Below are 14,024 nucleotides of genomic sequence, written 5' to 3'. Positions count from 1 at the left end.
CGTGGATGTGATGTTGTGGCAGCGGTTTGTATATTGTACAGAATGAGTGTTTGAGGTAACAGATGGCAGAGAAGAAGATACCAATATCGGCAGCGGCGGCGTTTGAGGCCTTCTCTAAAGCGCTTGAGGAGTTTGATGAGGTGAGGGCGGAAAGAAAAAAGTGCTGGGAGTTCTATAATTGCGGAATGGACAAGAGTGGGACGTGCTCCGCTTTTACGAAATCAGCCGGTAGAAGGTGCTGGCTGGTAGTAGGTACGCTTAGCGGCTCTGAGCCGGAATGTGAGCGGGCTAGAGAGCTAAAAAGTTGTAAGGAGTGCACTTTCTACCAGAAAATAAAAAAAGGCGAGATATAACCATTCACGTGAAATTCATGATATTTCACGAAGTGCCATCTTATAATCACTGCAATTTAGCCGGTTTCAAGTTAATACAATACAACAACAAACGGTACAGGCGTGGAAGACAAGTTAGTTCTGAATGAATTATGGGAATTTCGGTTAAACTCCGCTGCTTCAGTTTTATTTGATGTATCAAAAGAGACTGAAAATGAATTTCTTGATCTAGGGTCCAATTTACAAAATTTTTCTTTTACATGCATCGAAAATGCCTCCCATGCCGCCACTTTTGTTCAGACTCTGGAAAGCGGAGAGGGCTTCAATGTTACAATGATAGCAGAGTTGTTTGAAAAGGTTTACAAAGAAATAGAAAAAACAGCGGAAATCGTGGTCAACGGCTCCCAGGGTATAACCGATATAATAAGCAATCTTAATCAAATCATGGATCTGGAGTTGTTTTTAAAAAAACTGGCACGTACTATATCAATAATAGGCACGTTGATACGCATAGAGGCAGCCCGTGTAGGTAACGCCGACTTTAACGTAACAACCGATGTAGTGGACAGCCTTGCACGACAAATATTAAAAGGTACTTCAGAGCTGGTTATGAGTATCAAAGAGGCAGATACCACTATAGATGCTATAAACAATCTCAGGGAACCCTTTGTCAATCTGTATGAACACGAGCTTGCCAGCACCAAAAGCCAGGTTAAGCGCATACTGGAAAAACTTGGCGACATGGCTGACCAGGCCAGGTGGCTGTGTGAAAGGATTAGCCATCGCGCTTATAAGATTTCACCGGAGTTGGGTGAGGTGGTTACTGCAATTCAGTTTCACGATATAACACGGCAGCAGATGGAACACGTGGCGGAAGTGTTGCATGAAATAAACGAAAAAATGACCGGCTTTGACAGTAATGATGAAAAAGGCAAATACACTCTGCTTCGATGGATGCACGATGCTCTGAAAATTCAGATTTCACAGTTACAGTTTGTCCTGTCGGAAACTGAAAAGGCTGCAAATAAAATTTCAGTCTCTCTTTTCACAGTATCAGAACTTCAGGAAGCACAGGCCGAGGATGCCAATACTATACTTTCCGAGGAGCAGTCAGGTAAGGACAGAATAGCAATGATGAGCAATATTCTGGAAGCGCTGTTATTTGTACTTACAACTGTAAATTACACGACCACCGAGATGATAAGCAACATAAGTGGTGCAGCTTCAAAACTTGGCGGTATGTCCACCCAGGTTACCAATATAAGAACAATCAGCGATAGTATGAACCTGTTAGCCCTCAATGCCATAATAAAGGTTGCCCGTACAGGGGCGGCAGGACACGGCCTTGGGGTTTTGGCTGAGGAAATTAGTAAGCAGTCAAAAGCTGCTCAGGAAAAAATAAACGGCGGTGCAAAAGTAATAAACGAGGTGCTGGTATTATCTGCAGATTTCACAGAGTCTCTTAACTTAAGGCTCAGGGAGCAAGTCGGCTCATCTGAAACAATAACTCAACAGACCAAAGAAGCGCTGGATAAGTTGATGGAAGGTGATAAAGAACTCATGTCGGCAATGAATGGAATTTCTCATAGCGCAAAGAATCTGGAGGTTGAGATAGGGCACGTGATCTCCAATATCTCCTTCGACAAAATAATAAAAAATAAACTAACTGAGGTTGCCGATGAAATAGAGGCAGTACTATCAGAGGTGAGAGATAAAATCCCTGACCATATTTATGACCATGTGGATTACAGTCCTGATTTGGATGACATGCTAAAGCGCTACACCATGGACTCGGAGCGGTTAATTCATAAAGACTCGCTAGGGCACAGCACTGATGGGGCAGAGGCTCTTATGTGGGACGGGGAAAGCACAGCCGGCTCTGCTTCTCAGAACAAGGACGGCTTTGATGACAATATTGAACTTTTTTGATTTAAAATAAATAAATTTGGTATAATGATTTTCCGATGGATTCATAGGGGAATCCCATCTGTGGGGTGTCATTCCCGTAAAAACGGGAATCCAGAAATATTTAAAACAGGGGGAGTCCCGCTCGGAGGCGGCAATGACAGATAAGAAGCATTTAGAAACAAACACTTGGAGGAAGTTTCATAGGAGGGGTGCAGCTTATGTTTTCACATAAAATGAATAAAGCAGGGGAGCTGTCGTTGATAGGTGAGCTAACTATACAAAACATAACGGCGGTGAAGGATGCGCTGCTTAAGGCAATTAATAATGCAAGCGCTGTGAATTTGAATCTTGAGGGTGTGACAGACGTGGATGTAGCTTTTTTACAGTTGTTGCGTTCAGCCCAAAAGTCATGTGAAATCAGGAAAAAACCATTGACACTTCAAAACGTGCCAGGGCTGTTTCATGAAAAGGCGGAAGAGTCCGGTTTTGCGGAAAGCTATGGCACAGATTTGTCGGAAAGATAGGTGTGGAGGCTTCAGATGAGTAAAACCATAATGACAGTAGATGACTCTGCAAGCGTCAGGCAGATGGTCAGTTTCACCTTAAAGGGAGCAGGTTATACGGTTGTGGAGGCGGTAGATGGTAAGGATGCTCTGGCAAAGTTGGCTGTTACGCCGGTAAATATGGTAATTACCGACCTTAATATGCCAAACCTTGACGGCATTGGTTTAATAAAAGGGATAAGAGCGCTTCCTGACTTTAAATTTATTCCAATTATAATGCTGACCACGGAATCTCAGGATTCAAGAAAACAGGAGGGCAAAGCGGCAGGGGCTACCGGTTGGATAGTAAAACCGTTTAAACCGGACCAACTGCTGGGCGTTGTTAAGAAGGTGCTTGGATGAGTGATGACGGGTTAGAGAAGGGACGGGAGATATTTATAGAGGAGGCTCAGGAGCTGTTAGCTGAGCTTGAGACCTCTTTGCTGGAACTTGAGGAAAATCCCGCCGATACAGAACTGGTTGGGCGTGTATTCAGGGCTATGCATACAATAAAAGGCTCCGGTGCGATGTTTGGTTTTGATGACATATCAACCTTTACCCATGAGGTTGAGACTGCTTTTGATATGGTAAGAAACGGTGAATTAGCGGTAACTACGAACCTTATTAATCTCACTCTTATGGCAAGGGATCAAATTAGGGCGATGATGGAGGCTTTCCGCGGAGGCCCTCAGGTTGATGAGGAGCGATCAACGGAAATAATAAACGGATTTAAGCTCATAATGGCAGGAGTTGGGGCTGAAAAAGGGCATACTGATGAGAGTGTGACAAAGAGTGAGATAACTACTGAGAGCCACACAACGCCCCAGGCAGAGATAATAAGCGGGCCGGCAAGCATTGTCACATACAGGGTAAGATTTCGCCCGGCCCCCGAACTGTTTACCACAGGCACTAATCCCATCCTGCTGCTTAATGAGATCCGCCAGATAGGTAAAGCCACCATAGTAGCACAAACCGGCTCCATACCAGCCCTTGAGGACTTTGACCCTGAGACGTGTCTGACCTACTGGGACATAGTAATTACAACAGAGCAGGGTGTAAATGCAATAAAAGATGTTTTCATTTTTGTAGAGGATTTGTGTGAGGTTAAAATAGAGGTTATAGATGAGGGCGGTATATTTGACGAGGAGCAGCGGCACCTTAAGCTTGGTGAGATACTGCTGTCACGTGGTGACGTCTCTCTGGATGATCTTAAGGGTATTTTAGGTAAGCAAAAGAAAGTCGGTGAGATTTTAGTAGAGGCCGGTATAACCGATGAGGCACACATAGCCTCAGCGCTTGCCGAACAAAAGCATTTAAAGGACGTAAAAGAACAGCGGCAGAAGACCGATACCGCCTCAATAAGGGTTCCCTCCGACAAACTTGATAAACTTGTGGATTTGGTGGGAGAGCTTGTTACTGTACAGGCCCGGTTAAGCCAGACGGTAACTGATTTCAGTGACGGAGTGCTTCTTGCCATTTCAGAAGAGGTTGAGCGTCTGACGTGGGAACTAAGGGACAGCACTATGAGTATTAGAATGCTGCCGATAGGCTCTACGTTTAGTAAGTTTAAGAGACTGCTCAGAGACCTCTCGGCAGACCTGGGTAAAGAGGTCAATCTGACCACAGACGGCGCTGAGACTGAGCTGGATAAGACTGTTATAGAGAAACTTAATGACCCGTTGGTGCATATTATAAGAAACAGTGTGGACCACGGGATAGAGCAGCCGGATGTGCGTGTTGCCGCCGGAAAGAGCCGCTATGGCACGGTGCACCTAACTGCGGGGCACTCCGGGGCCAATGTTTTAATTCAGATACAAGACGACGGTAAGGGGCTGGATAAGAATGTGTTGTATGCCAAGGCGGTGGAAAAGGGAATTATAGCGCCCGATGCGGAGCTATCCGAAAAGGAGATTTTTTCGTTGATTTTTGCTCCCGGCTTTTCAACCGCCCAGAAGCTGACAAGCGTATCAGGCCGTGGCGTGGGTATGGATGTGGTTAAGCGAAACATTGAGGCACTGAGAGGCACTGTTGATATAAAGAGTAAACTCGGGGTTGGTACAACTATAACTTTAAAACTGCCCCTTACGCTTGCCATAATAGACGGGCTTTTAGTAAAAGTAGCTGATGACTTTTTCGTTATACCTCTGTCCTTAGTGCATGAGTGTGTGGAGCTGACAAAAGGGGACATTGCAAAGATGCACGGCAGGCATATATCTAATGTAAGGGGTGCCATTGTGCCCTATATTGTTGTAAGAGAGCATTTTCTTATTAATACTCAGCGGCCTCTGGTAGAGCAAATAGTGGTAACCGAGGTAGATGACCGCAGAGTGGGTTTTGTTGTTGACTATGTTATAGGAGAGCACCAAACTGTTATAAAAACCCTTGGCCGCGTGTATAAAGATGTAGAGGGAATTTCAGGTGCGACCATTTTAGGAGACGGCACTGTGGCATTGATACTGGATATCCCTAAGCTTATTACTGTGGTGGAAAAAATAGAGTCTAATTCTTACGAAAAAGCGTTGGCTGTTTAACTCATGATACAGACGTCGGAGGATGATTTTACAAAAATCAGGAATATATTTTATTATAGTAATATAACTCATACATGGTTGCAGTCAAAAGAGTAACGAGGCGGCTAGGAGAAAGCGGCACCTCTCCTTTAGGGGAGACATCAAGGAGCTTTCAACTATGCCGACAAAGTTGATCGAATGAATGCAGCCTAGTATCAGGCCGGAATCGTGAAGGAGGTGGTAGTATAATGACTGTAGTTGAGTTAGAAAACCCGGAACTTAAAATGTATATCAAAAAGGTAGTATATGAGGTGTTAAAGGAAGAGGTTAATGCCTCTCCACAGAGTGAGTCGGCAACGCTGTTACTATTGCATGTAAGAGATATGGAAGCTTTTAAAATTCGCATTGAAGACGAATTGTCGGCTATAAAGCAAAGACTTGGCAGTATCGAAACAACAATGGCAACCAAAGAAGACCTAAAGATAATGGCTGCTAAAGATGACTTAAAGGCAATGGCTACTAAAGAAGACCTAAAGGCAATGGCTACTAAAGAAGACCTAAAGGCAATGGCTACTAAAGAAGACCTAAAGGCAATGGCTACTAAAGATGACTTAAAGGCAATGGCTACTAAAGACGACTTAAAAGCAATGGCTGCTAAAGATGACTTAAAAGAGGCTATCGCTAAAATGGCCACTAAAGATGACTTAAAGGCAATGGCTACTAAAGATGACTTAAAAGAGGCTATCGCTAAAATGGCCACTAAAAATGACTTAAAGGCAATGGCTACTAAAGATGACTTGAAAGAAGCTATCGCTAAAATGGCTACTAAAGATGACTTGAAAGAAGCTATCGCTAAAATGGCCACGAAAGATGACTTAAAGGCAGTGGCAACCAAAGATGACCTAAAAAATGCCTTAAAAGATGCTGTAATTATGATAGGAAATAGTGTAAGGGATATGCTTACCAAACAATAGATTGTTTAAGCAGAAATATTTTATACAGCAATATGATGTTTAAGTGATGGGGGGGTAAGGAATGCCGAGGGCGGCTGCAACAGAGGATGTTCAACTTCAACAGTATAACAGGGCGGTACTTTCAGATAAGGATTTCCGGCGGCTCGGTGATTTTGTTCATTCAGAGGTTGGAATCAAGATGCCTGATGTCAAAAAAACCATGCTGGAGGCTCGTCTTCAAAAAAGACTGAAAGCACTGGGGTTAAGCAGCTTTAAAGAGTACATAGAATATGTGTTTAGCCCTAAGGGACGTGATGAGGAAATTATAAATTTTATAGACGTTGTTACAACGAATAAGACCGATTTTTTCAGAGAACCTAACCACTTTGAGTACCTGACTGCTAATGCATTACCAAACCTTATAAGAACCACAGGGGCTGGCACAAGGAGAAAACTCATGCTCTGGAGTGCCGGATGCTCAACAGGGGAGGAACCCTACACTCTGACTATGGTGTTGGACAACTTTGGACAGAAACACTACAATGGAGCTTTCAGTTATATAATAATAGCAACAGACATCTCCAGCAGAGTGCTTGAAAAAGCACAAAGCGGTGTGTATGAAGAGGAAAAGGTGATACCGGTACCGATGGAGATGAAGAAAAAATACTTGTTAAGAAGCAAAGACAGATCAAAAAAAATTGTAAAAATAGTGCCGGAATTGAGGGCTGCGATAAGGTTTCGCCGTTTGAATTTCATGGAAGGTGATTTTGGATTTAGAGAGGAAATGGATATAATATTTTGCAGAAATGTGGTTATATATTTTGACAAACCTACACAGGAGAAACTTTTAAACAAGTTCAGCCGGTATCTGGCTCCCGGGGGGTATCTCTTTATGGGGCACTCAGAAACTATCGGCGGATTAAATGTACCCTTCGTTCAGGTGGCACCGACGGTTTACAGGGTGTCTCGTTGAAGATATCTGAAATAAGGCTGCCGATAGTTTTTTTAAAACCAGGAGAGCTCCACATAGGGGCAGACCATGTGGCTGTGCATACAGTGCTGGGGTCGTGTGTTTCAGTAACAATGTATAACCGGCAAAGGGGGCTCTCGGCAATGTGCCACGGTTTGTTGCCAAACTGCAATTCTGACTGTGGAAGTTGCCCGGAAAAACTACAATATGTGGAATGTTCCATAGTGCACATGATAAATTGGTTTTATAAAGCCGGAGTGGATAAGTCTGAGATAGAAACAAAGTTATTTGGCGGCGGGGATGTAATTGATTATTCAAGACACCGTTGTGTTAGTAGTACCCCTTTGGTAAGGCGGCGTCAGAGTGTCGGCTGCCAGAATATCAGTGCAGCGTTAAAGGCACTTGATGAGGCAGGCTTTACAATAAGTGCTAAAGATGTAGGGGGAAATTCCGGCAGAAAGATGTTTTTCTTTACAGATACAGGAGAGGTACTGCTAAAGAAAATCAGGAAAACCTGCACCTCAAACAAGCCGCAGATGGCATATTAAATTAAATAACATGTAATGGGAAGTATATGGGTATAAACGGTTTATCAAAGAAAATAAAAGTTCTGATAGTAGATGACTCCGCTATAGTGAGACAGACACTCTCGGCTATACTGTCCTCAGACCCTATGATAGAAGTAGTAGGAACGGCCTCCGACCCATATGTAGCGGTGACAAGGATACAAAGTGACCCACCCGATGTAATCACTCTTGACGTTGAAATGCCGCGTATGGATGGGATAACTTTTCTTAAAAAAATAATGTCCCAGCATCCGATACCGGTAGTGATGTGTTCAACACTGACAGACAGGGGGTCGGAGACTGCCCTTAAAGCGCTTGAGTATGGTGCTGTAGATATAATAAGTAAACCAAAAGTAGGAACCAAACAGTTTTTAGAAGAATCCCGTATGCTTATCTGTGATACGGTAAAGGCTGCTGCGATATCCAGGTTAAGAAAAATATCGCATACAGAGCACAAGATAACGCCTAAATTGACGGCAGATGCAGTAATATCTAAAGCACCCTCGCAGGCAATGATACAAACCACAGAGAAGGTGGTGATAGTGGGGGCATCAACAGGTGGAACGGAGGCATTGAAGGTGTTTTTAGAGGACTTTCCAATGGACTGCCCGGGTATTGTTATAGTGCAGCACATGCCGGAGCACTTTACGGCAGCCTTTGCAAAGCGGTTGGACAGCATATGCCGGATAAATGTTAAAGAGGCGGCGGATAACGATTCTGTAATAAGGGGCAGGGCGTTGATTGCTCCAGGCAACAAACACACGCTTATAAAAAGGAGCGGTGCGAGGTACTTTGTTGAGGTAAAAGACGGCCCTCTTGTCAGCAGGCACAGGCCCTCTGTGGATGTGCTCTTCAGGTCGGCTTCACGATACGCAGGGAAAAATGCTGTGGGGGTTATAATGACCGGTATGGGGGATGACGGGGCACGCGGTATGTTGGAGATGAAAGAGGCGGGAGCAATAAATATCGCTCAGGATGAGGTCTCCTGTATTGTTTTTGGAATGCCAAACGAGGCAATTAAACGAGGCGGCGTTGATAAGATTCTCTCTCTCGATAAAATCTCTAAAGAAGTAATGAGAATCTGCGGATAATACACAGTTTATGGTTACTCCGATACAGGCTCCGACTCTTGCTTTTTATGCAACAGAGTGTTATAAATATCAAGAAGCTGTTGATATTTGGGGTTTTCCGAGTCTATCTCATCCAGCCGCTTAATAAACTTTTCACATTTAAATAAAAAGCGGTCGTCTCTGCCCTTTTTCTGCATGTAACTAACTGTAGCCCTCAAGGCATTTAAATTTATGACAAAATTTGAGGTCATACCATCGGCGGCCTTTTCAAATAATTCTATTGCCTCAATAAACATACCCTTATTAATTAAATCAACGCCCTTGTTATTGATTCCGATAATCTCAGCCTTAGTGTCAGCTACAAAAGCAAGCCCCTCCTCACCCATGCCCATATCCTTAAATGTCTCCTGCACCTGAGCCAATACACCTTCGTCGGAGTGGTTATTCCTTACAACATTCTTCATTAATGCCATACCCTTGGCTTTGTCACCTGCATTAATTAATGTCTGAGCTATCTCTATGGCTACTTCAGGGGAAACTTTGCCCTCAAGTTTATTGTAAATTTCTTCAGCAGATTTTAATGACTCCATAGCCTTATCTTTTTGGTCGGCTTCAGCGTATATGTGCCCTTCAATAAGTACCGCCTGAAGTAATACCTCATCATTGCCGGGAAAGTCCGCTCTTACCTCACTCACTATATCCAGAGCCTTACCTGTATTGTTTTTCATAACTAACACCTTAGCTAGCTGGGTATAGTCGGAGGCATCCTTAAAGAGAGATGTTTTGCCAAGCTTTACAGCAGTTCTTAAAGAAGTCTCTGCCTTATCTACGTCTTTATTTTTGAAAGCAATTCTGCCAAGTGCCCTTTGCCTCAGTATCGCCTTTGGAGATTGATTTATCGCCTCTTCTAAAGTCCCCTGTGCTCCACGTGTGTCACCCAGGCGCTCCAGAGTCTTGGCAAGCCAATCGTATGCCGGTATGAATAAATCATTTTCTACAATAAGCCCCTTAAACGTATCACGGGCCTCTATAAATCTATCCGTAAAGTAATAAACCTTTCCAATATTATACACCGCCCACAACACCCTGTACATGTTCAACACCTGCAAGTAAACCTTCTCGGCATCTGTATAATTACTTTTCAACATATACATTTCACCTTTGACCTTTAAAAAATCCAGCAGATTTTTGGGATATCTCTCTATCAACCTGTCACATAAAACTATTGCCCTGGAATAATCCCTGCGGGATATCGCCTCATCTATCTCGGCAAACATCTTCTTCTTTTCATCCACTGCTTTTATCCGCTGAACAAGTGATGCACTGGTAAAGGGTTTTATTAAATAACCATCCGGATGAAAATCCATCATACTCATAACCATATTTATCGTGTTTTCCGCCGTTATCATTATGTATATTGTAGAAAAACCAATCTTGTTGTTGTATTTTAGCTCCTCAAACACCTGTTGACCGTCTTTCTTACCGTCACCCAGGTTATAGTCACAAAGTATTATGTCATAATGCTTGTGGGAAACTTTAGCAATGGCTTCTACTCCGTCGTGTGTAGTGTCAACAAGTTTTGCGCCAAGCCCTAAAAGGCTCCTCCTCAGATAATCCCTAAATTCCTTAAAATCCTCTATCACGAGAACTTTCTTTTCTTTCAGGACTACCTCTGTGGCCTGCTCCCTGCTATATATTGTTCTTGCCATTAATTAACTTTTTTCAGTTGTCACTAAACTTCTGCTTATTATTCAAAATTAGCATCAGTTTCATTGCAATACAACATTCAACACCAGCACAAAGAATCCCCCTTAACATGTAACGGTATTATACATTAAAAAGAAAAATTTTTGCAATGGCAATACCAATAAATTATCTGTAAAATGACATAAAAAACCGAAAAATGTGGTAACATAGCAACATTTTTTATAGGAGGGGGGCAGGGGACGTCATGGGGGTTGTCCCCTGCCCTTTGGAAAGACCTGAATTCTATAATTTCTCTTCTTTTTGTTTTCTTATAAATGTAGGAATATCCATATCATCGTCATAATTCATTAAGTCGGTTGTCGGTATTTTATCTTCCTTGGAAAAATCAAACAAAGACTTCGACAGTATCCTGTCAGCACTTCTAGTATAAACCCTTTCTTTCTCCACAGGAGTTTTCCACCTATGCATCTCAGGCATAGATGCAATCTTGTTTTCCTTCTTTTCCTCAAAGCCTGTTGCAATAACAGTGACTTTTACCTCACCGTTGAGGTTGGGGTCTATGACGGCTCCAAATATAATGTCCGCCTCATCATGTGCCGAATCAAACACCAGCTCGGAGGCTCCCTGTACGGCATCCAGTGACAGATCATTGCCCCCGGTTATATTGATTAGTATTCCCCTCGCTCCGTCTATTGAGGTTTCCTCCAAAAGCGGATTTGATATCGCCTTCTTGGCCGCCTCTATATGCCCCTGCTCTCCCTTACCCTTCCCTATTCCCATTACCGCCTTTCCAGAGTACTGCATTATAGTTTTAACATCAGCAAAGTCTAAGTTAATAAGCCCCGGCACCAGAATTAAATCTGTTATTCCCTGAACTGCATCCCTTAAAACATCATTGGCTATTTCAAATGATTTAATCAGTGAGGTTCCCTTCTCTACAACAAGCTGAATCTTATCGTTTGGTATCACTATTGTTGTATCCACAAATTGATTTAGCTCTTTTATGCCCATGGCGGCGTTGCTTAAACGTTTACGTCCCTCATAGAAAAACGGCTTTGTCACAACGGCCACAGTCAGTGCTCCCAGCCCTCTGGCTATCTCGGCAATTACAGGGGCAGCCCCAGTACCTGTACCGCCTCCCATACCGGCTGTAATAAAGACCATGTCAGCTCCCTCAAGAATTTCCCGTATCCTGTCGTTGTCCTCAAGGGCCGCCTCTCTGCCCACCTGAGGATTTGACCCCGCACCAAGACCTCGTGTTATCTTAGTACCCACCTGGAGCTTATTCTCCGCTATAGATGAGTTAAGCACCTGTGCATCCGTATTAATAGCTATAAACTCTACATTGCGCAAAGACGAGGCTATCATGTTATTGATGGCATTGCCACCGGCTCCACCTACGCCAACTACTTTGATATTGGCTTTACCATCACTGCTTTCCACCAATTCAAACATACTAACTCCCTCCTGTTCATTTATTCTTAATTTAGTCTGAAAAACTTACCCACTAATCCCTTTAACCACTGTTTCATGCTTCCTAAATCCCCCACTAGTCTCTCAACCGGAGATAGCTCATACATGCTCTTATGGCCATAGTACAAAAGCCCCAACAAAGTTGAAAAGACAGGATTTTGCACCTTCTCTATCACATCTTTACCCTCTGGAACTCCTATTCTCACCGGCATGTTCAGAAGCGCCTGAACATGAGATTCAAAGCCCTTCATTTGGGAAACGCCTCCGGTTAAAACCACCCTGAAATGCCCTGTCTCACCTCCGGCAAGCCTTCTCATCTCCTCTGAAATCATGCCGATTAACTCCTCGCTCCTGTCCATTATTATGCTGCTTATGAAAGACTTCTGCACTTTTTGCTCTCCCTTGCCGGAAACCCCGATAAGTATAGCCTCATCTTCATAATCATCCGGAAACCCAGGCATACCATATGCTTTTTTAATTTTTTCCGCTTCTAAAAGAGACACGCCAAGCCCTACGGCTAAATCATTTGTAAACTGATTTCCGGCTACCTCCAACACTGCCGCACCTGCAAAACGGTTATCTTTAAAGAATGCCACATCAGTAGTACCGCCCCCTATGTCAACCAGAAAGACCCCCAGGTTCTTTTCATTATCTCTTAGCACCGCCATGGATGACACCAATGGTGTGTACACCAGCTCAGCCACTGACAACCCTGCCATCTCGCAACACTTTAAAAGATTATGCACAGAGTTTGTGGCCACTGTTACTATTTGTACGTTTGCCTCAAGACGTGTTCCTTTCATCCCCAGTGGATTATTTATTTCCGTCTCACCATCTACATTGTAATCCAAAGGAATCACATGCAGGACCTCCTTATCAAGAGGCAGGTAAATCGTCTGTGCATTTTCCAGACAATCATTTACATCGTGTTGATTTACCATCCCATTTGCTACAATTGCAGCACCTGTGCTCTTTATTGTCCTGACGTGGCTGTCTGATATACCGACATACACCTCTTTTACCTCCACACCTGATATCTCACAGGCTCGCCCCACGGAAGTCTTAATTGCGCCCAGTGTACTCTCTATATCCACCACCACACCTTTTCTTACGCCCTGTGAGGGAACTGTACTGACAGCTATTATTTCCAGGGAATCCTGCCTTACCTCGGCTACCGTTGTGCTGACCTTTGATGTTCCTACATCTAAACACGCTAAAAAGAGTGTCCCCCCCATTACATCTCTCCCTTTAACGGTTTCACTATTAATCTATGGGAAAACCTTAAATCTATGTAATCCACAGGAATGTTTCTTTTGATTATTTCATCTTTAAGTGATAAGTAACTATTTAATTTTCTGTCAAACTCACCAAATCCCATATATACTAAAATCCCGTTAATTAGGATTGATATGTCCTCAGGTTTAGTTCCGTTTATCTCATCCACCATACCTCTGACCTTAGGATTTCTACTTATGGCTGTCGATAATTTTATGGCCTCAAGATATGCCTTTTTATTTGAACCGGCTATGTTTATTACAGGAAGCGCATTTGGCTTTTTACCAAGCCTCTGGAGCTTTATACCGTTTTCATCTACAAGGTAAATGCTCTCACTCTCCAACGCTGCCGCCACAGGCTCCTTCTCCACAACCCTTATTGAGAGTGAATTTGGAAGCTCCTTTCTCATGTAAACCTTTTTTACCCACGGAGAGCCTGACAGGCGCTTTGATAAAATATCCATATCAGCGCTCACTATGCTCTGTCCGCTTACATTTAAAAGCCTGTTTATCTCTGTCTCCTCCACATGCTCATTTCCATCTATATAAATGTTTTTAATCTTCAGGAAATCAGCCCTTATCAATCTGAAAAGCCCTATACCGGAAAAAACTGAGGCTGTACAAACAAAAAGCAGCAAGAGTATAAGTTTTAAGGGTATCCTTTTCCTTTCCTGCTTCACAGTCTGTTTTCTTAATTTCAGTTTTCCCTGCATGATTTC

13 protein-coding genes are annotated in these 14,024 nt (G+C 43.3%); 9 read left to right on the top strand and 4 right to left on the bottom strand.

From position 1 onward, the window contains the following. The first annotated feature begins 62 nt into the window (after positions 1-62). The 9 genes from H7844_06420 to H7844_06380 all read left to right on the top strand — a co-directional run bounded on the left by H7844_06420 (position 63) and on the right by H7844_06380 (position 8,872). A complete protein-coding gene (locus H7844_06420) occupies positions 63-353 on the top strand; it encodes a hypothetical protein (protein MEO5356916.1) in 291 nt (96 codons plus the stop codon). Between the two features lie 102 nt (positions 354-455). Then, on the top strand, positions 456-2,261 hold the full coding sequence (locus H7844_06415) for a methyl-accepting chemotaxis protein (GenBank protein MEO5356915.1): 1,806 nt from the start codon (positions 456-458) through the stop codon (positions 2,259-2,261). Positions 2,262-2,458: 197 nt separating this feature from the next. Then, on the top strand, positions 2,459-2,764 hold the full coding sequence (locus H7844_06410) for an STAS domain-containing protein (protein MEO5356914.1): 306 nt from the start codon (positions 2,459-2,461) through the stop codon (positions 2,762-2,764). 15 nt (positions 2,765-2,779) lie between these two features. Beyond that, positions 2,780-3,145 carry a response regulator gene (locus H7844_06405; protein ID MEO5356913.1) on the top strand — a complete coding sequence of 122 codons (366 nt, stop codon included), beginning with the start codon at positions 2,780-2,782 and terminating at the stop codon, positions 3,143-3,145. Further along, positions 3,142-5,313 carry a chemotaxis protein CheA gene (locus tag H7844_06400; GenBank protein MEO5356912.1) on the top strand — a complete coding sequence of 724 codons (2,172 nt, stop codon included), beginning with the start codon at positions 3,142-3,144 and terminating at the stop codon, positions 5,311-5,313. The genes H7844_06405 and H7844_06400 overlap by 4 nt, the downstream gene beginning before the upstream one ends. A 227-nt stretch (positions 5,314-5,540) precedes the next feature. Beyond that, entirely contained in the window at positions 5,541-6,266 is a 726-nt protein-coding gene (locus H7844_06395; protein ID MEO5356911.1) for a hypothetical protein, read from the top strand. 61 nt (positions 6,267-6,327) lie between these two features. Next, positions 6,328-7,218 (top strand): protein-glutamate O-methyltransferase, encoded by an 891-nt coding sequence (locus H7844_06390; GenBank protein MEO5356910.1) that lies wholly within the window; start codon positions 6,328-6,330, stop codon positions 7,216-7,218. Further along, positions 7,215-7,763, top strand: coding sequence for a chemotaxis protein CheD (locus H7844_06385; protein ID MEO5356909.1), 549 nt, complete (start codon positions 7,215-7,217; stop codon positions 7,761-7,763). Before H7844_06390 ends, H7844_06385 begins: the two co-directional genes overlap by 4 nt. A 26-nt stretch (positions 7,764-7,789) precedes the next feature. Further along, a complete protein-coding gene (locus H7844_06380; GenBank protein MEO5356908.1) occupies positions 7,790-8,872 on the top strand; it encodes a chemotaxis response regulator protein-glutamate methylesterase in 1,083 nt (360 codons plus the stop codon). Between the two features lie 14 nt (positions 8,873-8,886). Here the strand turns inward: H7844_06380 and H7844_06375 are convergent, their stop codons facing one another. From H7844_06375 to H7844_06360, 4 genes are all read right to left on the bottom strand, one after another. Continuing rightward, positions 8,887-10,560 carry a response regulator gene (locus H7844_06375; GenBank protein ID MEO5356907.1) on the bottom strand — a complete coding sequence of 558 codons (1,674 nt, stop codon included), beginning with the start codon at positions 10,558-10,560 and terminating at the stop codon, positions 8,887-8,889. Between the two features lie 280 nt (positions 10,561-10,840). After that, entirely contained in the window at positions 10,841-12,013 is a 1,173-nt protein-coding gene (gene ftsZ, locus H7844_06370) for a cell division protein FtsZ (GenBank protein ID MEO5356906.1), read from the bottom strand. A gap of 26 nt (positions 12,014-12,039) precedes the next feature. Then, positions 12,040-13,266 (bottom strand): cell division protein FtsA, encoded by a 1,227-nt coding sequence (ftsA, locus tag H7844_06365; GenBank protein MEO5356905.1) that lies wholly within the window; start codon positions 13,264-13,266, stop codon positions 12,040-12,042. Next, positions 13,266-14,018: an FtsQ-type POTRA domain-containing protein gene (locus H7844_06360; GenBank protein MEO5356904.1), complete on the bottom strand. Its 753-nt coding sequence runs from the start codon at positions 14,016-14,018 to the stop codon at positions 13,266-13,268. The genes ftsA and H7844_06360 overlap by 1 nt, the downstream gene beginning before the upstream one ends. Positions 14,019-14,024: the final 6 nt, after the last annotated feature.

Source organism: Nitrospirae bacterium YQR-1, from assembly GCA_039908095.1.
GTDB lineage: Bacteria > Nitrospirota > Thermodesulfovibrionia > Thermodesulfovibrionales > Magnetobacteriaceae > Magnetomonas.
This window is presented reverse-complemented; position numbering and strand designations above follow the sequence as displayed.

What these genes read in the sequence shown, in the direction of transcription:
- H7844_06380 (MEO5356908.1), top strand. Translation starts at nt 7,790, where the DNA reads ATGGGTATAAACGGTTTATCAAAGAAAATAAAAGTTCTGATAGTAGAT.
- ftsZ (MEO5356906.1), bottom strand. Translation starts at nt 12,013, where the DNA reads ATGTTTGAATTGGTGGAAAGCAGTGATGGTAAAGCCAATATCAAAGTA.
- H7844_06400 (MEO5356912.1), top strand. Translation starts at nt 3,142, where the DNA reads ATGAGTGATGACGGGTTAGAGAAGGGACGGGAGATATTTATAGAGGAG.
- H7844_06410 (MEO5356914.1), top strand. Translation starts at nt 2,459, where the DNA reads ATGTTTTCACATAAAATGAATAAAGCAGGGGAGCTGTCGTTGATAGGT.
- H7844_06360 (MEO5356904.1), bottom strand. Translation starts at nt 14,018, where the DNA reads ATGCAGGGAAAACTGAAATTAAGAAAACAGACTGTGAAGCAGGAAAGG.
- H7844_06375 (MEO5356907.1), bottom strand. Translation starts at nt 10,560, where the DNA reads ATGGCAAGAACAATATATAGCAGGGAGCAGGCCACAGAGGTAGTCCTG.
- H7844_06405 (MEO5356913.1), top strand. Translation starts at nt 2,780, where the DNA reads ATGAGTAAAACCATAATGACAGTAGATGACTCTGCAAGCGTCAGGCAG.
- H7844_06390 (MEO5356910.1), top strand. Translation starts at nt 6,328, where the DNA reads ATGCCGAGGGCGGCTGCAACAGAGGATGTTCAACTTCAACAGTATAAC.
- ftsA (MEO5356905.1), bottom strand. Translation starts at nt 13,266, where the DNA reads ATGGGGGGGACACTCTTTTTAGCGTGTTTAGATGTAGGAACATCAAAG.
- H7844_06395 (MEO5356911.1), top strand. Translation starts at nt 5,541, where the DNA reads ATGACTGTAGTTGAGTTAGAAAACCCGGAACTTAAAATGTATATCAAA.
- H7844_06420 (MEO5356916.1), top strand. Translation starts at nt 63, where the DNA reads ATGGCAGAGAAGAAGATACCAATATCGGCAGCGGCGGCGTTTGAGGCC.